The sequence below is a fragment of the Ensifer sp. ENS07 genome (genome assembly GCF_014852185.1).
In the GTDB taxonomy this organism is placed as follows: domain Bacteria; phylum Pseudomonadota; class Alphaproteobacteria; order Rhizobiales; family Rhizobiaceae; genus Ensifer; species Ensifer adhaerens.
On record NZ_JACVBE010000004.1, the window covers coordinates 444,519 to 466,193 of the forward strand.

Annotated in this window: 20 protein-coding genes and 1 tRNA gene; 16 read left to right on the forward strand and 5 right to left on the reverse strand. The window is 62.9% G+C overall.

Going from position 1 to position 21,675, the window contains the following annotated elements:
* The first annotated feature begins 150 nt into the window (after positions 1-150).
* The 4 genes from IB277_RS17090 to IB277_RS17105 all read left to right on the forward strand — a co-directional run bounded on the left by IB277_RS17090 (position 151) and on the right by IB277_RS17105 (position 4,590).
* The gene (locus tag IB277_RS17090) at positions 151-1,509 is read left to right on the forward strand and encodes a DUF3300 domain-containing protein (protein WP_051659370.1); all 1,359 of its coding nucleotides are present in this window, start codon (positions 151-153) and stop codon (positions 1,507-1,509) included.
* A gap of 20 nt (positions 1,510-1,529) precedes the next feature.
* Positions 1,530-2,486 carry a DUF2950 domain-containing protein gene (locus tag IB277_RS17095; RefSeq protein WP_089043225.1) on the forward strand — a complete coding sequence of 319 codons (957 nt, stop codon included), beginning with the start codon at positions 1,530-1,532 and terminating at the stop codon, positions 2,484-2,486.
* Between the two features lie 5 nt (positions 2,487-2,491).
* The gene (locus IB277_RS17100; protein ID WP_090295033.1) at positions 2,492-3,724 is read left to right on the forward strand and encodes a hypothetical protein; all 1,233 of its coding nucleotides are present in this window, start codon (positions 2,492-2,494) and stop codon (positions 3,722-3,724) included.
* 350 nt (positions 3,725-4,074) lie between these two features.
* Positions 4,075-4,590 (forward strand): hypothetical protein, encoded by a 516-nt coding sequence (locus IB277_RS17105; protein ID WP_210187436.1) that lies wholly within the window; start codon positions 4,075-4,077, stop codon positions 4,588-4,590.
* 80 nt (positions 4,591-4,670) lie between these two features.
* Here the strand turns inward: IB277_RS17105 and IB277_RS17110 are convergent.
* Positions 4,671-4,746: transfer RNA gene (locus IB277_RS17110), tRNA-Thr, on the reverse strand.
* Positions 4,747-4,822: 76 nt separating this feature from the next.
* Positions 4,823-5,833, reverse strand: coding sequence for a nitronate monooxygenase family protein (locus IB277_RS17115; protein ID WP_034797180.1), 1,011 nt, complete (start codon positions 5,831-5,833; stop codon positions 4,823-4,825).
* 342 nt (positions 5,834-6,175) lie between these two features.
* On the opposite strand from IB277_RS17115, the gene IB277_RS17120 reads away from it, so the two are divergent.
* Entirely contained in the window at positions 6,176-7,402 is a 1,227-nt protein-coding gene (locus tag IB277_RS17120; protein ID WP_090295031.1) for a biotin transporter BioY, read from the forward strand.
* Positions 7,403-7,487: 85 nt separating this feature from the next.
* On the opposite strand, the gene ppk2 is transcribed toward IB277_RS17120, so the two are convergent.
* On the reverse strand, positions 7,488-8,384 hold the full coding sequence (gene ppk2 / locus IB277_RS17125) for a polyphosphate kinase 2 (protein ID WP_034797604.1): 897 nt from the start codon (positions 8,382-8,384) through the stop codon (positions 7,488-7,490).
* 232 nt (positions 8,385-8,616) lie between these two features.
* On the opposite strand from ppk2, the gene phoR reads away from it, so the two are divergent.
* From phoR to phoB, 7 genes are all read left to right on the forward strand, one after another.
* Positions 8,617-9,882 (forward strand): phosphate regulon sensor histidine kinase PhoR, encoded by a 1,266-nt coding sequence (gene phoR / locus IB277_RS17130; protein WP_034797603.1) that lies wholly within the window; start codon positions 8,617-8,619, stop codon positions 9,880-9,882.
* A 195-nt stretch (positions 9,883-10,077) separates the two neighbouring features.
* Complete coding sequence (locus tag IB277_RS17135) at positions 10,078-11,112, forward strand: substrate-binding domain-containing protein (protein ID WP_034797176.1); 1,035 nt, start codon at positions 10,078-10,080, stop codon at positions 11,110-11,112.
* A 94-nt stretch (positions 11,113-11,206) separates the two neighbouring features.
* Positions 11,207-12,691 (forward strand): phosphate ABC transporter permease subunit PstC, encoded by a 1,485-nt coding sequence (gene pstC, locus IB277_RS17140; protein ID WP_090295030.1) that lies wholly within the window; start codon positions 11,207-11,209, stop codon positions 12,689-12,691.
* A complete protein-coding gene (pstA, locus tag IB277_RS17145) occupies positions 12,688-14,010 on the forward strand; it encodes a phosphate ABC transporter permease PstA (protein ID WP_034797174.1) in 1,323 nt (440 codons plus the stop codon). Before pstC ends, pstA begins: the two co-directional genes overlap by 4 nt.
* A gap of 13 nt (positions 14,011-14,023) precedes the next feature.
* Positions 14,024-14,839: a phosphate ABC transporter ATP-binding protein PstB gene (pstB, locus tag IB277_RS17150; RefSeq protein WP_034797173.1), complete on the forward strand. Its 816-nt coding sequence runs from the start codon at positions 14,024-14,026 to the stop codon at positions 14,837-14,839.
* A gap of 50 nt (positions 14,840-14,889) precedes the next feature.
* On the forward strand, positions 14,890-15,603 hold the full coding sequence (phoU, locus tag IB277_RS17155) for a phosphate signaling complex protein PhoU (RefSeq protein WP_089043230.1): 714 nt from the start codon (positions 14,890-14,892) through the stop codon (positions 15,601-15,603).
* Between the two features lie 202 nt (positions 15,604-15,805).
* Positions 15,806-16,489, forward strand: coding sequence for a phosphate regulon transcriptional regulator PhoB (gene phoB / locus IB277_RS17160; protein ID WP_034797168.1), 684 nt, complete (start codon positions 15,806-15,808; stop codon positions 16,487-16,489).
* Positions 16,490-16,557: 68 nt separating this feature from the next.
* Here the strand turns inward: phoB and IB277_RS17165 are convergent, their stop codons facing one another.
* On the reverse strand, positions 16,558-17,079 hold the full coding sequence (locus IB277_RS17165; RefSeq protein WP_034797167.1) for a GcrA family cell cycle regulator: 522 nt from the start codon (positions 17,077-17,079) through the stop codon (positions 16,558-16,560).
* Between the two features lie 421 nt (positions 17,080-17,500).
* Between IB277_RS17165 and IB277_RS17170 the strand changes: the two genes are divergently transcribed.
* The 3 genes from IB277_RS17170 (at position 17,501) to IB277_RS17180 (ending at position 21,010) form a co-directional block, all read left to right on the forward strand.
* The gene (locus IB277_RS17170) at positions 17,501-18,700 is read left to right on the forward strand and encodes an aspartate aminotransferase family protein (RefSeq protein WP_192371324.1); all 1,200 of its coding nucleotides are present in this window, start codon (positions 17,501-17,503) and stop codon (positions 18,698-18,700) included.
* A 104-nt stretch (positions 18,701-18,804) separates the two neighbouring features.
* Positions 18,805-19,722 carry an ornithine carbamoyltransferase gene (argF, locus tag IB277_RS17175; RefSeq protein WP_034797163.1) on the forward strand — a complete coding sequence of 306 codons (918 nt, stop codon included), beginning with the start codon at positions 18,805-18,807 and terminating at the stop codon, positions 19,720-19,722.
* A gap of 298 nt (positions 19,723-20,020) precedes the next feature.
* Positions 20,021-21,010 (forward strand): Hsp33 family molecular chaperone, encoded by a 990-nt coding sequence (locus IB277_RS17180; RefSeq protein WP_034797161.1) that lies wholly within the window; start codon positions 20,021-20,023, stop codon positions 21,008-21,010.
* Positions 21,011-21,068: 58 nt separating this feature from the next.
* Here IB277_RS17180 and apaG read toward each other — a convergent pair whose 3' ends face one another.
* Positions 21,069-21,461 carry a Co2+/Mg2+ efflux protein ApaG gene (gene apaG / locus IB277_RS17185; protein ID WP_034797159.1) on the reverse strand — a complete coding sequence of 131 codons (393 nt, stop codon included), beginning with the start codon at positions 21,459-21,461 and terminating at the stop codon, positions 21,069-21,071.
* Between apaG and IB277_RS17190 the strand changes: the two genes are divergently transcribed.
* Positions 21,460-21,633 (forward strand): hypothetical protein, encoded by a 174-nt coding sequence (locus tag IB277_RS17190; protein WP_156552925.1) that lies wholly within the window; start codon positions 21,460-21,462, stop codon positions 21,631-21,633. The genes apaG and IB277_RS17190 overlap by 2 nt on opposite strands.
* Positions 21,634-21,675 lie beyond the last annotated feature (42 nt).

The window sequence follows — 21,675 nt, forward strand, 5'->3', positions numbered from 1 at the left end:
CCACGCAAGCGTGCGGAAGGGGACGTCGATGACAGCGAATGGGAATTCTCGCGATTGCCCCGCCGGCCGCGTATGGCCGGCGCCGTGACGTCCAAGCCGGGGGATCTCCCAGGCTCGTTTGTTGATCGTTGTGCCTGGATAGGAGAGACCATGTTCGACCGACCTCGTTCTTTGCGTGCGCCAACGGTGGCGTTGCTTGCCTTGCTGACGGGTTCGTTTGCGGTGGGCACTGCGCTGGCGCAGGAGCAGGCCGCCGCCCAGGCGGCGACCGAAGAGGCGCCGCAACCGCTCAGCGAAGATGAGCTCGAGGTCCTCGTCGCGCGCATTGCGCTCTACCCCGACGAACTCGTCGCACTCGTGACCTCTGCCTCGCTCTACCCGCTGCAGATCGTCGAGGCCGAGCGCTTCCTCGAGGTTTCGCAGACCAAGAAGGACATGAAGCCGAAGGACAGCTGGGACGGCAGCATCGTCTCGCTTCTGAACTATCCTCAGATCGTAAAGATGATGAGCGACGACCTCGACTGGACCCAGTCGCTCAGCGACGCGCTCGCCTATCAGCAGAAGGACGTGCTCGTCGCCATCCAGCAATTGCGCGACAAGGCCGTCGCCGACGGCGTCATCAAGTCGGACGACAAGGTGGTGGTGAAACAGGAAAACGACAACGTCGTGATCCAGGCCGCCAATCCGGAGAAAATCTACGTCCCCCAATACGAGCCGCAGATGCTCTATGATCCGGGCTATCAGCCGGCCCCGATCGCCTATTATCCCGAGCCCTATCCGAACTACTACTATCCGACGGCGACCTTCTTTGCCGGCGTGGTCACGGGGGCTGCCTTTGCCGCGGTCGTCGACTGGGACGACTGGGGCGTCTGGGGCGGGCGCTGGAACGGCGGCGATGTCGATATCGACTGCAACAATTGCTTCAACAACATCAACGGCAAGGTGAAATTCAACGACGTCGACTGGAAAAATGTCGACCGCAGCAAGATCAGCTTCGACAAGAACCAGTTCGCCAAGATCGATCGCACCTCCATGGAGCGGGACTTCAAGTCGGCGAAAGGCAACAACATCGCCAACCGGGCGAAGGTGGCCCGCACCAACGAGATCGGCGCGGCGGCAAATAGATCCGGTAGCCGGATCTCGGTCGACGATGTCCGCAAGAGCAAGGTCGAGGCGCGCCAGCGGGAAAATCTCGGGCGAACCAACGCAGCTCCTGGCGACCGCAAACCGGGCAACCAGGTCAAGCAGAGACCTCAGGGCGACAAGATCGGCAATGCCAAGCCGGCGGCCCGGGCCGATCGCCAGGTCGCCAAGCCGAAGCCGGGCGGCAAGATCGATCGTGGCGGTGGCGGAAAACCATCCGCCCTTGGTCAGGTCCAGAGCGGACGGGTGACCAAGATGCAGTCGGACCGCGGCCGCCAGGCGCTTGGTGGCGGCCAGCGCGGCGGTGGCCAGCCGCACCGTGAGATCAGGCGTGGTGGTGGCGGCGGCGGCGGACGGCACCGGTAACTCAAGGGAGGAGAACGAAAATGACCAAGCGCGTACATGATCTGCTCCTGTCTTCCTTTGCAGCCGCCGTGCTCGCCAGCGGCTCGGCGACGGTCGCTTCTGCGCAGGATCCCGCGGCGCACACGCCGCTCTCCGACTATGCGGCCGCAAGCGATCCGCCGGCGTTCGACACACCGGAACAGGCAATCGATGCGTTCAAGGCCGCCGTTGGTTCGGGCGATTTCGACAAGCTCGCGAACCTGGTGGGGCTGGATGCGGCCAAGGCCAAGACCAGCGACGGGGTGATGGACGCCTACGCCGATATCCAGGCGGGCGTAAAGAAGAAGGTGGCCGTACAGGACGTCGAAAACCGAAAGGTACTGGAGATCGGCGAAGTGCTCTGGCCCTTCCCGTTCCCGATTGCCAAGGGCGACGACGGAAAATGGGCCTTCGACACCTATACCGGTCTCGAGGAGATCGCCAATCGCCTGGTCGGCCGCAACGAACTCGACACGATCGCGACGGTCCGCGCCTATGTCGAGGCGCAGGAGGAATATGCGCAGGAAGATCATGACGGCGACGGCGTGCTCGAATACGCGCAGAAGCTGATCAGCAGCGAGGGCAAGACCGACGGGCTCTACTGGCCCGCGGGCGAGGGCCAGCCACAGAGTCCCGCGGGTGAAGCGCTCGCCGATGGCGCAGTGCTTGCCAGGGCCCAGGCCGGCAAGGGCTATTTCGGTTATCGCTACCGCGTGCTGACGAGCCAGGGCGACAACATCGCCGGCGGCAAGTTCGACTACATCATCAACGGCAACATGATTGCGGGCTTCGCTCTGGTCGCTTGGCCGGTGAAGTATGGCGCAACGGGCGTCCACACCTTCGTCGTCAACCGCAACGGCACCGTCTACCAGGCCGATCTGGGCGACAAGACCGAGAGCGTTGCTGAAGGGATCCGGCAGTTCAATCCCAACGACAACTGGCAGGTCGTGGAGGATTGAGCGCCATGAGCGGAGCGGACCCAGGCGCCAAGGCATCCGGCGGCGACGCGGCGGATGCCGCGCCGGCAGCTCGGCAGGGAAAGATCGCCGAGTACCTCGCGTCCCATGGCGGCCCGTTCTTCGAGCTGCAGGCAAGGCTGAAGCTGTTGCGTGCGAACGCGCTGCAGTCAGGAAAGCGGGCTTTGCTTTTCGTCGCGCTTGCCTGGGGCGTTCCCTTTCTGCTTGGCCTGCCCGACAGCCTGTCGCTCGACCATACCCAGGGCGCCTATCTGACCGATCCGGGCGTGTGGGCAAAGTTCTTCGTCGCGATTGCCGCTTTCGTGCTGGCCGAACAGCAGGTCGAGCGGGGCCTTCGCATCAAGCTCGGACAGTTTTCGCGCGCGCCGCTCATTGCTCCGACCTCGATGCCATCAGCCGCGCGCGCGATTTCCAACGCGCTGAAACAACGCGATTCCGGGCTGGCGGAAACCGTCTGCCTGGCACTCGCCGCGGTCGCGGCGCTGCTTTCCTTCCTGAACTTCCATACGACAGACGCCTCGTTCTGGGCCGTCGAGCATACGGCCGAGGGCAACAGGATTACCGCTGCCGGCTGGTGGTCGATCTGCGTCAGCCTACCGCTCTTCGTCTTCCTGTTCCTGCGCGGGGTATGGCGGCACCTCGTCTGGGCGCGACTTTTGCGCAAGATCGCTCAACTGGAGCTTCGCCTCGTCGCCGCCCATCCCGATGGCAAGGGTGGCCTCGGCTTTCTGTCGCAATATCCGAACGCCTACATGTTCTTCGTCTTCGGCATGAGCGCGGCGATCGCGGCAGCGGTCATGAAGCACCTGCTGCAGGAGACGCTGTCGATGACGACGTTCAGCATGATCATGAGCGGGTGGCTGGCGATCGTGATCGCCTTCTTCGCCTATCCGTTGTCGGCCTTTTCCAAGCCGCTGGCACGGCTGAAGGAAACCGGGCTGCTGATGTTCGGCGTGCAGGCGACCCGCTTCCAGCGCGCAGCAGAGCGCAAGGTGCTCGGCCGCAACGTGGCAGCCGACGCGACCGAGGAACCCGACGACGACGTGGCCGACCCCGGCAAACTGTTCGATGCGACCAAGAAGCTTTCGACCATGCTCATCAGCCGCGACGCCGTCGTGCCGGTCGCTGCCGCCGCTCTTATTCCCTTCGCCGTCGCAGGCGCGACAAGGCTGCCTTACAAGGAAGTGTTTTCGGTGCTGAAGAAGCTGTTGCTGCTGTGACGCGCGTCGCTTCGTCGGGGAGGCCGTGCCCTGATCAGGCTCGGCCTGTCTGTTTGGGCTCGTTGTGGTGAGGTTCGAAACAGAAAATCCGGCTGTCCGTGGTCCAGGATCGGGAAGCGTCTTGACCTCAACTTAAGTTGAGGTCTTATGAACTTGTCCGATAGAGCCAATTGCCATGTGACGGATCGGACTTCATGCACATCTCCAGACTAATTCTGCCGGCATCGGACGTCGCCAAAAGTGCTGCCTTCTTTCGCGACGTCCTCGAACTGCCGACCGCCGGGAACTCCATCCAGGTGGGGCGGAGCGAAATTCAGCTGATCCCGGCGGCTGAGGGAGCGCCGCACGGCGTGCACCTGGCCTTCAACATCCCCTTTGCGCGTTTTGACATGGCCGTCGCTTGGTTGGAGGGGCGGACATTGCTCCAAAAGGAGCCGGGTGGAGAAGCGTGCTTTGCCCTTGAAGGAGATTGGCAATCAAGGTCGATCTACTTCGACGGCCCCGACAATGCCGTGCTCGAATTGATCGGCCGCCGCAGGCTGATCCATCCCGCGGACAAGCGACCGTTCAGCGGCGCTGACCTGTCCTGCCTGAGCGAGGTCGGCGTTCCCTCCGATGATGTCGAGGGCATGGTGGCCGAGGCGGCCTGGACGTTCGGTGTCGGAACGGTGGGGCCAGCCTCGTCCAGCTTTGCCGCGATCGGCAATGATGAAGGCATGCTGATTGCCGTCGACCCGAACCGGCCGTGGTTTCCGCAAAAGCGTCAACGACCGGGTGCCAATGGACTGGAGATTTGGGTGACCGACGTGAAGTCACCTGGAACCGTGTCTGATGCCAAGCACGGCTGGAAAGTCCGAGCGAGATAGGGCAATCTCGGCGATCGTTTGTCCGACGACAGAGTGGTACTTTCGCCGTTGGCGATCGTGCTTTTCTTTTCAAGGAGGAATGGTGCCGCTTACGTGACTCGAACACGTGACCCCATCATTACGAATGATGTGCTCTACCGACTGAGCTAAAGCGGCCCGGAGGCAGTTCCGCGGAAGCCCGCGGAACGAATGTGAGGCGCTGATAAACGCAAAGCGCCGAGATTTCAAGCCATCAGTTGCGAGAACTTGAAAATTCCTTGTTGGCTGTCGCTGCGGGTGCGGAGTGCAGGCCGAGGCGGGTGCGCGCTGCATCGTATTCGCGCTCGAGCCGGTCGACCATGCGGGCGACGGATGTCACTTCCTTGACCGCGCCGATGCCCTGGCCGCATCCCCAGATGTCCTTCCAGGCCTTGGCGCCGTCGGTCGCCGCGCCGAAGTCCATTTTCGACGGGTCGGCTTCGGGCAGATTGTCCGGGTCCATGCCGGCGGCCGAGATCGAGGGCTTCAGGTAGTTGCCGTGGATGCCGGTGAAGTAATTGGAGTAGACGATGTCTGCGGCGTTGCTGTCGACGATCATCTGCTTGTAGGCGTCGCTGGCGCGCGCCTCTTCCGTCGCGATGAAGGGCGAGCCGATATAGGCCATGTCGGCGCCCATCGCCTGGGCCGCCAGAATGGCGCCGCCGGTAGCGATCGCGCCCGAGAGAAGCAGCGGCCCGTCGAACCAGGAGCGGATTTCCTGGACAAGCGCAAACGGGGAAAGCGTGCCAGCATGGCCGCCGGCGCCGGCGGCCACCGCGATCAGGCCGTCGGCGCCCTTGCGGATCGCCGAATTGGCGTGGCGGTTGTTGATGACGTCGTGAAGCACGATGCCGCCATAGGAATGGATGGCCGCATTAACCTCGGGCACGGCGCCGAGCGAGGAGATGACGACCGGCACCTTGTATTTGATGCAGAGCATCAGGTCCTGCTCGAGCCGCGCATTGGATTTGTGCACGATCTGGTTGACGGCAAAGGGGGCGGCCCGCCGGCCGGGATTCTTGGCGTCGTGGTCGGCAAGCGTCTCGGTGATCTCGGCCAGCCATTCGTCGAGCTGCGATTGCGGGCGGGCGTTCAGCGCCGGGAAGGCGCCGATCACGCCAGCCTTGCACTGCGCGATCGTCAGCTTCGGGTTGGAGATGATGAACAGGGGGGCGCCGACAACCGGCAGTCTCGTCGTTCCGGAAAGAATTGGCGGAAGCGGCATCGGTTTCTCCATCCCTCGGTAAGGCGCGCCAAATTTTTGACGTTTGCGTAAACGTCAAAATAGATAGCAGCAAGTTTGCCGCTTGCAAAGGGCGGTTTGGCCGCGATGTCGCCGCCTCTTTTTTCGCACAGGCGCCGTGAAGGAAAGCGTTTTCCCCGGCCTTGGCCGGTCGCGCCCGTCGCCGGACTTGCGGATTCTGGCAGCAGCGGTTACGCAATTGTTAACAAAACCAACGGCGTGCCTCCAGATTTAACCCTTATGCCCTTGCGGTTGGATCGAGAGCGGTGGTCAACCGCGGCGCGCCGGCAGGTCCAAAGCCCTGCCTACACAGAAGGACTTGATGTGAGCGGACTTGAGACTGCAATCAGAAATGCCCTTGAGCGCTCCGATCGCGCCAATGCGGAAACGCGGGCGCGCATTTATCAATCTGCCCGTCAGGCGCTCGAAACCGGGTTGCAGAAACAGGGGATCGAGGACGGCAACGTCATCGCCCAGCAGCGCCATCGGCTCGAAGCCGTCATCCATGCGATCGAAACGGAAGAGAGAGCGGCACTGAGGACGCGACAACCGGCACCTCCGGTGGTCAGCCTCGACGATGCCGCGCGGGCGCGCGGGCCGGCACAGCCACGGGTCGAGCCGCAAGTCCGGTCACCGACGCAGGCCCAACCCCAACCTCAAGCCCAGACTCCGCCCCAGAGCCAGCCACAGGCCCCGGCGGCCGGTCGTCGGGAACCCGGTTTTGCCGGCGACGCGCCGCGCCAGGCGGCGAGCGATGGCGGTCTCGGTGGTCTGCGTGCCGATCGCGACGGTCCGGTGGTATCGACGCGTGCAGCCGCCGAGAGCGCGGCAGATGCTGGCGAAACTGCGAGCATCGCGCCCACGGTCCGCGGAGATACGCGCAAACGCCGGCGCAAGCGCAGCCGCTTTCTGTCCTTCACCATGGTCGTCGTCACGCTTGCCGCCGCAGCAGGGGCCGCGGCCTGGTGGGTGCAGACCAATGACCTGCTGAAATCTGCCGCCGAGCGCGACACGAATGTTGCCAATCCCCCGGCATCGGTTGCGTCGGAAGACTTCGATGGCGCGGCGGGATTGCGGACGCTCGGCGCGCAGCAGGGCTTTACCGGCGATTGGGTCGAGGTCTTCACGCCCAAGGAAACCGGCGCGATCGCACCCGGAGCGCAGGCAAAGGTCGAGCCGGTGGACGATGAAGGTGGGCGACGCGTGCAGCTGACATCGGCGGTCGCCGACGCGGAAGGGGATATCACCATCGAAATCCCGGCCTCGGTCCTGGCGGAACTCTCCGGCAAGACGTCGACGCTGGCGTTGACCGTGCAGGCCGAGCCCGGCAAGACCACGGAGTTCGCGGTCGAGTGCAATTTCTCCTCGCTCGGCGAATGCGGGCGCCATCGCTTCACCGTGCATGACGAGCGGCTCGACATGCTGTTCAAGATCACCTTCGACCGTAGCCTGGCGCCGAGCTCGCCAGGCCAGATCGTGATCAACAGCGATATCAGCGGTGAGGGCAAGAGCCTCAGCCTCTACGCCATCCGCGTCCTGCCGGGGCAATAAGACCGGTCGCCAAGGCTTTCCGGGGTGGGGCGGCGGGAAAACCTGCCGGCCCCATCGGCGTCATCGGTTTTGACAGGGCCGGCGTCTATTTCAGGAAACCGGGGCCGGATCCGATGATCTTGTCATCGACCTCGCCGATCGCGCCCTTGTCCTTGCCCTCGTAATCGAGCGAGGAAAGGATGTGGCGGATCAGGTTGAGCCGGGCTCGCCGCTTGTCGTTGCCGCGTACCACCGTCCAGGGTGCATGATCCGTGTGGGTCTCCTTCAGCATCTCGTCGCGCTTGGCGGTATAATCGTCCCATTTGTTGAGCGCCGCGATGTCCATCGGCGACAGCTTCCAGATCTTCAGTGGGTCGTGGCGGCGATCGTGGAAGCGTTTCAGCTGCATCTCGCGGCCGATGTTGATCCAGAATTTGAAGAACTGGATGCCCTCATGCACGATCATCTTCTCGAAGCGGGGAGCCTGCTTCAGGAACTGCTTGTGCTCTTCGGGTGTGCAGAAGCCCATGACCGGTTCGACGCCGGCGCGGTTGTACCAGGAGCGGTCGAACAGCACGAATTCGCCGGCCGTCGGCATGGTCGCGACATAACGTTGGAAATACCATTGCCCGCGTTCGGTTTCGGTCGGTTTGGTCAGAGCGACGACACGCGCCCAGCGAGGGTTGAGGTTGTCCATAGTCGCATGGATCGCACCGCCCTTGCCGGCGGCGTCCCGGCCCTCGAACAACGCCATCATGCGCTTGCCGGTCTTCTGCTGCCAGAGCTGAACCTTGACCAGTTCGACCTGCAGCTTTTCCAGCGTTTCCAGATATTCGTCGTCGTCGAGCTTCTTCTTGTAGGGGTAGTCGTCGGAGGAAAATGCCGCGTCGTCGATCCACTTCGGCAACTCGGGATTGTCGATGTCGAAAACGCGACTCTTGCCGCCGATTTCGAGTTCCACCGCGCGGTTCTCCGCCTTGTCCGCCGTATCCGTCGCTGCCATCGGTTCGCCCTTTCGGCTTGGCGCACGGGCCCGAAAACCGGCTTCGATCATCGGAAGGATCATGCGCGTTTTCAAACTTTCGGGCCTGCGCCTGTCATCGGATAAACAAGGCGCTCGCGACCCGATTTCGTTGGAGGAGGCCATAATTGCGTTGCGGATTCAAGCCGGTCGTGAAAATCATGTCATGAAGGATCGCTATTCCTCGACCATTTTGGTCCGGGAGGAAAAGAAAGTGATTCATGAGGATGTCGAGGTGGACGGTTCGAAGGCGTTCTGGCGGAACCTGGTTCCGCGGCTGAAAGCAGAGCGCTGGCTGCTGGGGCTCACCGTGCTCCTGGCGATCCTTGCGACCGTCGCGGGTATTCATTTCCTGATTGTCCTGCCCTTCTGGATCGTTCTCGTCGCCGCGTTGCTCAACCGTAGCGCGCCAACCTCGGTTATTCTGAGCCCGGCCAAGGCGGTGGTCGCTGCCGGCCCGGCGAGCGACCCGCTGGTGCCCGCGCTGAACGCGCTCGACATGCCGGTTCTGGTGATTGCTGCCGACGAGACGGTGGTGTTCCAGAACATCGCAGCCGAGAAGGCCTTCGGGACCATTCCGCCAAACACCTATCTTGCCGCTCGGGTGCGTTCGCCCGGCATCCTCGACATGGTCCGCGAGACGATGGCGACCGGCAAGGCGAACCAGATCGAGCATAACGAGCAGTTGCCGTCCGACGCCGTCTATGTGGTGCGGGTCGCTCCGGCTGAAATTCCGGGCGACGGGCCGGTCAAGCGGATCTTCCTGCTGACCTATCGCGACATCTCTCAGGCGCGCCGTATCGACCGCATGCGCTCGGACTTCGTCGCCAATGCCAGCCACGAGCTGCGCACGCCGCTGGCATCCTTGCGCGGCTTCATCGAGACGCTCCAGGGTCCGGCGCGCAACGATCTGAAGGCGCAGGAAAAGTTCTTCGGCATCATGCACGAGCAGGCGACGCGCATGAGCCGGCTTGTCGACGATCTGCTGTCGCTGTCGCGGCTGGAGTTGCGCTCGCATATCGCGCCCGATGACCCCGTCGATCTGGCGCCGCTGCTCGGGCATGTCCGCGACAGCCTGCTGCCGCTGGCGAAGGATCTGGATGTCACCGTCTCGCTCGTGGTGCCGGACAAGCCCGTGGTCGTCCGCGGCGAACGCGACGAACTCATCGAGGTCTTCGAGAACCTGATCGAGAATGCGTGCAAGTACGGCCAGGAAGGCAAGAAGGTGGACGTAATCCTGCATGGCGGCGAGGGAGGCGAGGCCGAAGTCGTCGTGAAGGACTATGGCCCGGGCATTCCGGCCGAGCATGTGCCGCGCATCACCGAGCGGTTTTACCGGGTCAATGTCGAGGCCAGCCGCTCGAAGAAGGGTACCGGCCTGGGCCTTGCCATCGCCAAGCACATTCTCACGCGGCATCGTGCCCGGCTCCTCATCCATTCAGAGGTCGGCAAAGGCACGACCTTTACGGTCCGCTTCTGACATATTGGCGCGGGAAAACCCGGGGGTGCCCATTTTTCATTAGCATTTTCAATAACATGAGCTGTCATAAATGTTTCGTCGAACTGACATAAAAGGTGTGGCCATCGGCAGCTAGTTAGGGGCAGCCGATAAGACGGCGAAGAGCGCTGCAACGCTTGGCGCACACCAACACAAGCCCATTCCGGGAGAACTTTTATGAAAGCTCTTAAACTCACTGTCGCGGCGCTGGTCGCTTCGGCCGCATTTGCCGGCGCAGCCGCCGCTCGCGATCAGGTTCAGGTCGCTGGCTCCTCGACCGTTCTTCCCTACGCCAAAATCGTCGCCGAGACGTTCGGCGAGACCTTCCCCGACTTCAAGACCCCGGTGGTCGAATCCGGCGGCTCCTCCGCTGGCCTGAAGGAATTCTGCAAGGGCGTTGGCCCTGATACCATCGACATCGCCAACTCCTCGCGCAAGATCAAGGACAGCGAAGTCGAGGCCTGCAAGGCCGCTGGCGTCACCGAAATCCAGGAAGTGAAGATCGGTTATGACGGCATCGTCTTTGCGACCGACGCCGGCAATGCCGACCTCGCCCTGAAGCCGGAAGACCTCTACAAGGCGCTCGCTGCTGAAGTCGTCGTCGACGGCAAGATCGTCGCCAACCCCTACAAGAAGTGGTCCGAAGTCAACGCCGCCCTGCCGGCCGTCGAAATCGCCGCTTATATCCCGGGTGAAAAGCACGGCACCCGCGAAGTCTTCGAAGAGAAGATCCTCGCTGCAGGCTGCAAGAACGCTGGCGCCGTTGACGTGATCAAGGCTGCCGTTGCCGATGAAAAGCAGCAGCACAGCAAGTGCGTCGCAGTCCGCAAGGACGGCCTGGCTGTCGACATCGACGGCGACTACACCGAAACGCTCGCCCGTATCGCTGCCAACAAGAACGGCATCGGCGTGTTCGGCCTGTCATTCTACGAAAACAACGCCGACAAGCTGAAGGTCGCGACCGTCAACGGCATCGTACCGTCGACCGAAACGATCGCTTCCGGCGAGTACCCGGTTTCCCGCCCGCTGTACTTCTACGTCAAGAAGGCACATCTCGGCGTTATCCCGGGCCTCAAGGAATATGTTGAGTTCTTCCTCGACGACCAGATGATCGGCCCGGAAAGCCCGCTCGCCGAATACGGCCTCGTTGCCGCTCCGGACGCTGAGCGCGAAGAAATCCGCAAGGCTTTCTCTGCCGGCAACATGCTCTGATAATGACAAGCCCCGGCGCGATGTCTTCGCGCCGGGGCATGCCTTCATTCGATTTGCCGGCACCCATGACGGGCGATGCCGGGGAGACGTGCGGATGAGTACTTCGCTCCTTCTTTTGCTCATTATTGTTATTGGTTTCATTGCTTATTTTGCAGGCCGCGCCCGTTCGCTGGCGCAGTCCGGCGGCAAGCTCTCCAACCTTCATTCTCTGCCGGGCTATCACGGTAGCTACGTCGCCATCTGGGCGATGCTTCCGGCCGCACTCGTTCTCGGCACCTGGCTGTTCGCCGCTCCCGTGTATATCGACGGAAGCACGCGCGCGGCCTTGCCGGATAGCGTCCAGAGCCAGGGCCCTGCCGCCGTGCAGCTCGCGCTCGGTCAGGTCAAATCCGTTGCCGGTGGCCTTCTGCGCCTGAGCGGCGAGGAACTCGCAGCCCTTGAGGGCGGCTCCGCCAATCTTCGCGCGACGCTCGCGTCCAAGGGCGTTGCCCTTGCTGGCGAAGGCGATCCCTACATGGTCACCGTCGCCAAGCACTTCAACGCGATGACCGCGACCAACCGCTGGCTGATGACGGTCGCCGTTCTGCTGATCGCGATTGCCGGCGGCGTCTACGCCATCCGCAACGTCGCGACCCGCTTCCGCGCCCGCAACCAGGTCGAGCGGGTCATTCTCGGCTCGCTGATCGTCGCGTCCTCCATCGCCATCCTGACGACGGTCGGCATCGTCGCCTCGATGCTGTCGGAAGCCGGACGCTTCTTCACCATGGTCTCGCCGTTCGAGTTCTTCTTCGGCACGGTATGGGATCCGCGGTTTGCCGCTGCCGGCAGCGGCGGCGCTTCGGGCCAGTTCGGCCTCATCCCGCTTCTTGCCGGCACGCTCTACATCGCCTTCGTCGCCATGCTGTTTGCGGTGCCGATCGGCCTCTTCGCGGCGATCTACATGGCGGAATATGCAAGCCCGCGCTTGCGTTCGACCGCAAAGCCGCTGCTCGAAGTGCTCGCCGGCATCCCGACCATCGTCTACGGTTTCTTTGCGCTGGTGACCGTTGGCCCGTTCCTGCGTGACATCTCCGCCCAGATGAACGGTCTCATGACCGGCAACTACCAGAACTTCATCCAGGCACAGAGCGTTCTGACGGCGGGCATCGTCATGGGCATCATGCTGATCCCATTCGTGTCGTCGCTGTCGGACGACATCATCACCCAGGTGCCGCGGGCACTTCGTGACGGCTCGCTCGGCCTTGGCGCCACCCGCTCGGAGACGGTCAAGAAGGTCATCCTTCCGGCAGCCCTCCCGGGCATCGTCGGCGCGCTGCTGCTCACCGCCTCGCGCGCCGTCGGCGAGACCATGATCGTGGTGCTGGCAGCCGGTGTGGCGGCCCGCATGCAGATCAATCCCTTCGAGCCGATGACGACGGTGACCGTTAAGATCGTCAACCAGCTGACAGGTGACCTCGAGTTCACCTCGCCGCAGACGCTGGTGGCCTTTGCACTGGGCATCACGCTCTTCGTCATCACGCTCGGCCTCAACATTTACGCGCTCTACATCGTGCGCAAATACCGGGAACAGTACGAATGACCGACATCGCTTCCCCGACCGTCCGGATCTCCGCCCGTCCCGCATCCGCCAAGCGCGATATCGGCATCAAGCGTCGCTATGCTGCCGAACGCCGGTTCCGCTTCTACGGCATGGCCGCGATCAGCACCGGTCTCTTCTTCCTGGCATTGCTGCTGTGGACCGTCTTTTCCAACGGCTACACCGCATTCCAGCAGACGACGATTACGCTGCCGATCGAATTCACCGAAAAGGTCATCGACCCCAAAGGCGAACGCGCGACCGACGGCAAGGTGCTGATGACCGCCAACTATCCGCTGTTGGTGCGCGACGCGCTCGTCAAGCAGCTCGGCATCGACGCCACCAAGCGGCCGCAGGTCAAGCAGGCGACCGACATGGTTTCCGCGAGCTCCCGCACGCTATTGCGCGACATGGTCGCCGCCGACCCGTCGATCATCGGCAAGACGGTTCCTGTCACGCTGCTGGCCGAGGCCAACATCGACTCCGCCTTCAAGGGCCAGATCGATCTCTCGGTCGATGAGGGCAAGCGCAAGGTCAAGGACCAGCAGGTGACCTGGATGAACGAGCTGGCGAGCGCCGGCATCCTGAAGAAGAGCTTCAACACCGGCATCTTCACCTTCGGCGCCTCCAGTCGTCCCGAAGCGGCAGGCGTCGGCGTCGCTGCCCTCGGCTCGCTCTACATGATGCTGATCGTGCTGGTGCTGTCGCTTCCGATCGGCGTCGCCGCCTCGATCTACCTCGAGGAGTTTGCGCCGAAGAACCGGCTGACCGACCTGATCGAGGTCAACATCAACAACCTCGCGGCCGTTCCGTCGATCGTCTACGGCCTCCTGGGTCTCGCCGTCTTCATCAACTTCGCCGGCATGCCGCGCTCGGCAGCCGTCGTCGGCGGCTTCGTGCTGACGTTGATGACCCTGCCGACGATCATCATCGCCACCCGTGCGGCGTTGAAGGCGGTCCCGCCGTCGATCCGCTCGGCGGCCCTCGGTCTCGGTGCGTCGAAGATGCAGACCATCTTCCACCACGTGCTGCCGCTGGCGATGCCGGGCATCCTGACCGGCACCATCATCGGTCTTGCCCACGCGCTTGGTGAAACCGCGCCGCTGCTCCTGATCGGCATGGTCGCCTTCGTCGTCGATTTTCCCGGTTCGCCGATGGAACCGTCGACGGCACTGCCGGTGCAGATCTACATGTGGGCCAATGAGGCGGAGCGCGCCTTCGTCGAGCGCACCTCCGGCGCAATCATCATTCTTCTCATCTTCCTGGTCGTCATGAACCTTGGAGCCATTCTGTTGCGACGTCGCTTTGAGCGCCGCTGGTAGTGAGGTAATTACTATGAACATCATGTCAGAAGCAGCAGTCGAGAAGGCTCTGGATCAGAAAATGAACACCGTGCCCTACAAGATGATCGGCAAGGATGTGTCGGTCTATTACGGCGAGAAGCGTGCGCTTTTCGACGTCAACCTCAACATCCGCGAGAACACGGTCACGGCGCTGATCGGTCCTTCGGGTTGCGGCAAGTCGACCTTCCTGCGCACGCTGAACCGCATGAACGACACGATCGAGAACTGCCGCGTCACCGGCAAGATCACGCTCGACGAGGACGACATCTACGACCCGACGATCGACGTCGTCGAACTGCGCGCCCGCGTCGGCATGGTCTTCCAGAAGCCGAACCCGTTCCCGAAGTCGATCTACGACAACGTCGCCTACGGCCCGCGGATTCACGGACTTGCCCGCACCAAGGCCGACTTTGACGAGGTGGTCGAGACCAGCCTGCAGAAGGCCGGTCTGTGGAACGAGGTAAAGGATCGTCTGCAGGAGCCCGGCACCGGCCTTTCCGGTGGTCAGCAGCAGCGTCTCTGCATCGCGCGTGCCGTCGCCGTCAGCCCGGAAGTCATCCTCATGGACGAGCCGTGCTCGGCTCTCGATCCGATCGCGACCGCCAAGGTCGAAGAGCTCATCCACGAGCTGCGCACGAACTTCACGATCGTCATCGTGACCCACTCGATGCAGCAGGCCGCCCGCGTTTCGCAGCGCACCGCCATGTTCCACCTCGGCAATCTCGTCGAGGAGAACGACACCGACAAGATGTTCACCAATCCGGATGACCAGCGCACCCAGGATTACATCATGGGCCGCTTCGGCTGAGGCCGCATAAGGCTGCAACAGTAACTGCAAAGCGCCCGTAAGGATCGACGATCATGTCCATGCATATCATGTCCGCCTATGACGAAGAACTGAAGTACCTGACGCGCCGCATCTCGGAGATGGGCGGCCTCGCCGAACAGATGGTCGCCGAGTCCGTTCGCGCGCTGGTCAACTCCGACCTGGCTCTCGCACAGAAGGTGATCTCGGACGACACCGTCCTCGACGACGCCGAGCGCCAGATCGGTGAGAAGGCGATCGTCACGATCGCCAAGCGTCAGCCGGTCGCCGCCGACCTGCGTGAGATCATGGGGTCGATCCGCATCGCCTCCGATCTGGAACGCGTCGGCGACCTTGGCAAGAACACCGCCAAGCGCGTGATCGCGGTCGCCGGCTCCGGCATTCCGCGCAAGCTCGCCCGTGGCCTCGAGCATCTGGCAGAGCTCGCTCTCGTCCAGCTCAAGGAAGTGCTCGACGTCTACGCCTCGCGCTCGCCGGAAAAGGCCAACAGCATCCGCGAGCGTGACGAGGAGATCGACGCGATCTACACCTCGCTGTTCCGCGAGCTCTTGACCTACATGATGGAAGATCCGCGCAACATCACGCCCTGCACGCATCTTCTGTTCTGCGCCAAGAACATCGAGCGCATCGGCGACCACGCGACCAATATCGCTGAGACGATCTATTACATGGCGACGGGTGCTCAGCCGGAAGGCGAGCGTCCGAAGGATGACACTACGTCGACGCTGGGCTCGGTCAACGACTGAGCGCCAAGCGCGCCGTAAGCATGCATGCCCTTTGAAATCTGATCCGGTCGCGGCTTCGGTCGCGGCCCCGAATTCCTGTATCTGAAGCATGCGGTTTTCGCCCCGCCTTTGAAAACGGCGGATGTGCTCCAGATTTAGAGTGTCTGAGCGCCGGCCGGGCCGATGAGCCCAAAGGCCGCCCGCGGTAAGGAGACGTTACCTGATGTTGCCAAAAATCGCCGTAGTCGAAGACGAAGAGGCGCTGAGCGTTCTGCTGCGTTACAATCTGGAAGCCGAGGGCTTCGACGTCGATACGATCCTGCGGGGCGACGAGGCGGAGATCCGGCTTCAGGAGCGGCTGCCCGACCTGCTTATCCTCGACTGGATGCTGCCCGGTGTTTCCGGCATTGAACTTTGCCGTCGGCTGCGCCAGCGTCCGGAGACCGAACGTCTGCCGATCATCATGCTGACGGCGCGCGGCGAGGAAAGCGAGCGCGTCCGGGGTCTGGCGACGGGTGCCGACGACTACGTGGTCAAGCCCTTCTCGACGCCGGAGCTGATGGCGCGCGTCAAGGCGATGCTGCGCCGGGCAAAGCCCGAGGTGCTGTCGACGCTGCTTCGCTGCGGCGACATCGAACTCGACCGCGAGACCCACCGCGTTCATCGCCGCAGCCGCGAAGTGCGCCTCGGCCCCACCGAGTTCCGTCTTCTGGAGTTCCTCATGTCCTCGCCGGGCCGCGTCTTCTCTCGCTCGCAGCTTCTGGATGGCGTCTGGGGGCATGACATCTATGTCGACGAGCGCACCGTCGACGTGCATGTCGGTCGTCTGCGCAAGGCTCTGAACTTCTCGAACATGCCCGACGTCATCCGCACCGTTCGCGGCGCCGGCTATTCGCTCGAAAGCTGAGCGGTCTGAAAGTCGCCAAGAAAAAAAGGGGCCGATCGGCCCCTTTTTTATTGATGCCGTCCAGCTTCTCAGCGGGCCCTGCGGCGCTCCCCCGACGGCTGGTAGGCCAGCCGCGCATGGAAGGTGCAGTAAGGCGAGGCTTCCGGGGAATCGTTGCCGCAGAAGTGAAACTCTTCCTTCAGCGGGTCGCCGATCGGCCACTTGCAGGTGCGCTCGGTGAGCTGGGTCAGCTCGAGGCGGCGCGACATCGGCACGACAACGTCGGTGCGGGTGCTGAAATCCTGCTCGGCAACGAGATCGACTTCGATTTCTTCCTTGAGAACGACAGCGCCGGCCGCGCGTGCAACCGGGCGGGTCGAAACGCGCGAAGCGTAGTTCGGTGCGCGCGGTGCCGAAGTCGGGCGCTTCGGACGGGCTGCTGTCGTGGTGCTGCCGCCGGCCTTGGCGCGACCTGGCAGGCTCAGGCGGTGAACCTTGCCGATGACAGCGTTACGGCTGACGCCGCCGAGCTGCGCCGCGATCTGGCTTGCGCTCAGGCCCTCGGACCAAAGCTTCTTCAGTTTCTCCACCCGCTCGTCAGTCCAGTTCATTTCTGCACTCTCCGTTCTCAGCGTTGGGGATGGCAGAATCCCTCACCGCACCCCGGCTAAACCCCGGGGTTGCAAACGCGATAACTCTTTTGGTGACTAGGTCCGCCGCATGCGTCTAGTAATTGAATGTTAACGTACTGACCGCTGGACTCTGTGGCAAGAGTCCCGGGAATCAGGCCGAATCGATTTCGTAGTTTTCCCCAACTTGCTCGGCCAGCGTTGCATTTTTGCAAGCCCTCCCGGACGATTTTTCTGCTGCCAGGAATCGACCCTTCATGTTGCGCTGCAAGGCTTGGTTTTGTTGACATTGCAGCGCGAAATGGGAATAGTGCCTGCGCCGCCGAAAGGCGGCATTTTTGATTTTTATCGGCCCGCGTGAGGCGCGGGATCGATGTCGATCTGGAGTGAAGGAGAGCCTCGCATGACTGCAACCACGCCGCTTTACGATACCTACATGCGCGCGCCGTTGCGTTTCGAGCGAGGAGAGGGCGCCTGGCTGATCGCTGAAGACGGCACGCGTTATCTCGATTTCGGTGCCGGCGTTGCCGTGAACTCGCTCGGCCACGCGCACCCGCACCTGGTCGAGGCGCTGAAGGCGCAGGCCGACAAGGTCTGGCACCTGTCCAACCTTTATGAAATTGCGGGCCAGGAAAGCCTCGGCCGCCGGCTGACGGCAGTGACCTTTGCCGACAAGGTCTTCTTCACCAATTCGGGCGCGGAAGCGCTGGAATGCGCCATCAAGACGGCACGGCGTTACCACTTCTCCAAGGGCCACCCGGAGAAGTTCCACGTCATCACCTTCGAAGGCGCCTTCCACGGCCGCACGATCGCGACGATCGCCGCCGGTGGTCAGCAGAAATACATCGAAGGTTTCGGGCCGAAGGCGCCGGGCTTCTACCAGGTTCCGTTCGGCGACATCGCCGCGGTCAAGAATGCGATCACCGAGGAAACCGCAGCGATCCTGATCGAGCCGATCCAGGGCGAGGGCGGCATCCGTCCGGCGACCAAGGAATTTATGCAGGAACTGCGCGCGCTTTGCGACGAGTTCGGCCTGCTCTTGATCCTCGACGAGGTCCAGACCGGCGTCGGCCGTACCGGCAAGCTGTTTGCCCATGAATGGGCGGATATCCGTCCGGATATCATGGCGGTCGCCAAGGGTATCGGCGGTGGCTTCCCGTTCGGCGCCTGCCTCGCGACTGAGGAAGCCGCATCTGGTATGGTGGCGGGCACGCATGGCTCCACATATGGCGGCAACCCGCTGGCCATGGCCGTCGGCAACGCCGTGCTCGACGTCGTTCTGGCCGACGGATTCCTGACGCATGTGCGCGATGTCGCGCTGGTCTTCCGCCAGGGCCTTGCGTCGCTCAAGGACCGTTTCCCTGATGTCATCGAGGACATCCGCGGCGACGGTTTGATGCTGGGCATCAAGGTGAAGGGCCCTTCGGCCGATCTGCTGAAGGAAATCCGCGGCGAAAAGCTCCTGGCCGTGCCGGCGGGCGAAAATGTGCTGCGTCTGCTGCCGCCGCTGACCGTGACGGCGGAAGAGGCGCGCGAGGGGCTCGCACGTATCGAACGCGCCGCCGAGGCGGTTCGCAAGGCAAGCGGCAACGCCGCGGCCTGAAGGTAGCGACCCAGGGACGACTAAGGCGTTAGAATGACCTTCGTGCGGGCACGTGGATAGCGTGCCGCACCAGGGACCGATTTTTCAGACAGGAACCGAGTACGATGGCAGGCACCAGACATTTTCTCGATCTTTCGGCCATGACGGCCGCCGACCTCCGGACGATCATCGACGATGCGCGCGTCCGAAAGGCGGCGACCAAGGCCGGAACTGCCGAGAAGCCGCTCGCCGGCAAGATGCTGGCGATGATCTTCGAAAAGCCCTCCACCCGCACCCGCGTTTCCTTCGATGTCGGCATGCGCCAGCTCGGCGGCGAAACCCTGTTTCTGTCGGGCACCGAAATGCAGCTCGGCCGCGCCGAGACGATCGGCGACACGGCCAAGGTGCTCTCGCGTTACGTCGACGCCATCATGATCCGCACCACCGACCATCGCCGCCTTCTGGAACTGGCCGAGCATGCGACGGTCCCGGTCATCAACGGCCTGACCGACGATACGCACCCCTGCCAGATCATGGCCGATATCCTGACCTTCGAGGAGCATCGCGGTCCGGTAAAGGGCAAGACGATTGCCTGGACCGGCGACGGCAATAACGTGCTGCATTCGCTGATCGAAGGTTCTGCCCGCTTCGGATACCGCATGAACATGGCCGTGCCGCTCGGTTCCGAGCCGCAGGACAAGTTCCTGAACTGGGCGCGCAACAATGGCGGCGAGGTCCTTTTGTGTCATGACGCCGAACAGGCCGTCGCCGACGCCAATTGCGTCGTGACCGACACCTGGATCTCGATGAACCAGGAACATCGCGCCCGCGGGCACAACGTCTTCCAGCCCTACCAGGTCAATGAAGCGCTGATGAAGCGTGCGGCCTCCGATGCGCTGTTCATGCACTGCCTGCCGGCGCACCGCGGCGAAGAGGTCACCGACGAGGTCATCGACGGCCCGCAGTCGGTGGTCTTCGACGAGGCGGAAAACCGGCTGCACGCACAGAAGTCGGTCATTGCCTGGTGCATGGGGCTCGTCTGAGCCGGCTGCCCGGTCGCGCGCGACGGCGAAGAGGCTTCAGTGCGCTCCGCCGAGCGTGCGCCATATAGGGGCGTGTTCACCGCACTTGACATTGTCCACGTGCGACACGATTTAGGCGGCATACGGGCGCTCCTGAAAGTAGTGAGCGCGCAACCGTCGAGGTGGTGCGTTGCTATGGCGGCGGCACATACCTGGTGGACAATCCGTTTATCGCGGGATCAACTGAGACAGCGAGCACGTTGCGCGGGGATAGCAATATCTCTGGTGCAGCTTGGTGGCTGAAGGCAAGGAGCAAGACATGACTGACATGACGCCAGGGCTTGGTGAGTTCGACTTTGCCGGTGACGATCACGTCGTGCCTTTCCAGGTGGAAGGCCTCGACGTGCGCGGCCGCGCCGTGCAGCTCGGCCCCATGCTGGACGCAATCCTCGAGCGCCACAACTATCCGCTTCCGGTCGCGCGTCTGGTTGCTGAAACCGTTGTACTCACCGTGTTGCTCGGGACCTCGCTGAAGTTTGAAGGCAAGCTGATCGTCCAGACTCAGGGCGATGGCCCTGTCGATCTGGTGGTCGCTGATTTCTCGACGCCGGATCGCGTGCGCGCCTATGCCCGCTACGATCAGGAAGCGCTTGCCGCTGCCGAAAAGGACGGCCGGACCCTTTCGCACGAGCTGCTCGGAAAGGGCGTGCTCGCCTTCACCATCGACCAGGGCGCCCATACCCAGCGTTACCAGGGGATCGTTGCGCTCGACGGAGCGACGCTGGAAGAAATCGCCGGCGTCTATTTCCGACAGTCGGAGCAGATCCCGACCAAGGTGCGCCTTGGCGTGGCCGAGCTTCTCGATCGCGACGAAAACGGCAAGCCGCGCCATCGCTGGCGCGCCGGCGGCATGGTCGCCCAGTTCCTGCCGGAAGCGCCGGAACGCATGCGCCAGCCCGACCTTTCCGGCGGTGATGGTGATGATGGTGAAAGCGCGTTCGGTGACGACGATCTCTGGGCCGAAGCCAAGGTGATGGTCGAAACGATCGACATGGACGAGTTGACCGATCCGATGGTCGGAACCGAGCGGCTGCTCTATCGCCTGTTCCACGAGCGCGGCGTCCGCGTCTACGAACCGCAGGCGGTCTACGACCGCTGCAGCTGCTCGCGCGAGAAGCTTCAGTCGGTGTTGTCCAACCTGAGCACGGACGACCTCGAAAGCACCATCGACGATGGCGAAGTCAAGGTGACCTGCGAGTTCTGCTCGACGACCTATCGCTTCGAAGCAAGCGAGGTGCGCCCGCAGTAGCGGGCGCTTCCGGCCGACTGGCCGCGATTTAGAGCGACGCTAGTCCGAAGGACGCGCTTCAGTTCAGGGTGCGCACGAGCCCGGGTGAATCGAGCGAGAAGGCGGGGATGGCAACGTTGAAGGTCTCTCCGCCTTCCGATTCCATGCTGTAGTGGCCGAACATGACGCCTGAGGGCGTATCCAGAGGGCATCCGGACGAATACTCATAGGTATCGCCGGGATTGAGCAGCGGCTGCTCGCCGATGACGCCCGGACCGCTGACCTCGTCGACTTGCCCGTTCTCATCGGTAATGTGCCAGTAGCGCGTCATCAACCGCACGGACGCGTCCGAGTGGTTTGAGATGACGATGCGATAGCCCCAGACATAGCGGCCGTCATCGGGATCCGACTGCTCTTCGAGATAGTACGGCTCCACCGTAACTTCTATGTCGCGGGTCAAAGCGCGATACATGGGCATCACCTTGCTTCAGGTCTTTCAGGGTATTCTACAGCAAGATGGTTTCGTCAAGAATAACGGCAAGATTGTGCGATCCCATGATGGGACGGATGGCCGTGCTGACGCGATCGAGCGGGTGAAACGTGCCTGGCACCTTGGCGCCGCGCCGCCGGAAACCATCTCGTGATGGCCGGCAAGCGGCGTCGGCCGCCGTTGATCACGGCGGCCG

What these genes read in the sequence shown, in the direction of transcription:
- IB277_RS17090 (WP_051659370.1), top strand. Translation starts at nt 151, where the DNA reads ATGTTCGACCGACCTCGTTCTTTGCGTGCGCCAACGGTGGCGTTGCTT.
- IB277_RS17095 (WP_089043225.1), top strand. Translation starts at nt 1,530, where the DNA reads ATGACCAAGCGCGTACATGATCTGCTCCTGTCTTCCTTTGCAGCCGCC.
- IB277_RS17100 (WP_090295033.1), top strand. Translation starts at nt 2,492, where the DNA reads ATGAGCGGAGCGGACCCAGGCGCCAAGGCATCCGGCGGCGACGCGGCG.
- IB277_RS17115 (WP_034797180.1), bottom strand. Translation starts at nt 5,833, where the DNA reads ATGCCGCTTCCGCCAATTCTTTCCGGAACGACGAGACTGCCGGTTGTC.
- ppk2 (WP_034797604.1), bottom strand. Translation starts at nt 8,384, where the DNA reads ATGGCAGCGACGGATACGGCGGACAAGGCGGAGAACCGCGCGGTGGAA.
- IB277_RS17135 (WP_034797176.1), top strand. Translation starts at nt 10,078, where the DNA reads ATGAAAGCTCTTAAACTCACTGTCGCGGCGCTGGTCGCTTCGGCCGCA.
- pstC (WP_090295030.1), top strand. Translation starts at nt 11,207, where the DNA reads ATGAGTACTTCGCTCCTTCTTTTGCTCATTATTGTTATTGGTTTCATT.
- pstA (WP_034797174.1), top strand. Translation starts at nt 12,688, where the DNA reads ATGACCGACATCGCTTCCCCGACCGTCCGGATCTCCGCCCGTCCCGCA.
- pstB (WP_034797173.1), top strand. Translation starts at nt 14,024, where the DNA reads ATGAACATCATGTCAGAAGCAGCAGTCGAGAAGGCTCTGGATCAGAAA.
- phoB (WP_034797168.1), top strand. Translation starts at nt 15,806, where the DNA reads ATGTTGCCAAAAATCGCCGTAGTCGAAGACGAAGAGGCGCTGAGCGTT.
- IB277_RS17165 (WP_034797167.1), bottom strand. Translation starts at nt 17,079, where the DNA reads ATGAACTGGACTGACGAGCGGGTGGAGAAACTGAAGAAGCTTTGGTCC.
- IB277_RS17170 (WP_192371324.1), top strand. Translation starts at nt 17,501, where the DNA reads ATGACTGCAACCACGCCGCTTTACGATACCTACATGCGCGCGCCGTTG.
- argF (WP_034797163.1), top strand. Translation starts at nt 18,805, where the DNA reads ATGGCAGGCACCAGACATTTTCTCGATCTTTCGGCCATGACGGCCGCC.
- IB277_RS17180 (WP_034797161.1), top strand. Translation starts at nt 20,021, where the DNA reads ATGACTGACATGACGCCAGGGCTTGGTGAGTTCGACTTTGCCGGTGAC.
- IB277_RS17190 (WP_156552925.1), top strand. Translation starts at nt 21,460, where the DNA reads ATGGGCATCACCTTGCTTCAGGTCTTTCAGGGTATTCTACAGCAAGAT.
- apaG (WP_034797159.1), bottom strand. Translation starts at nt 21,461, where the DNA reads ATGTATCGCGCTTTGACCCGCGACATAGAAGTTACGGTGGAGCCGTAC.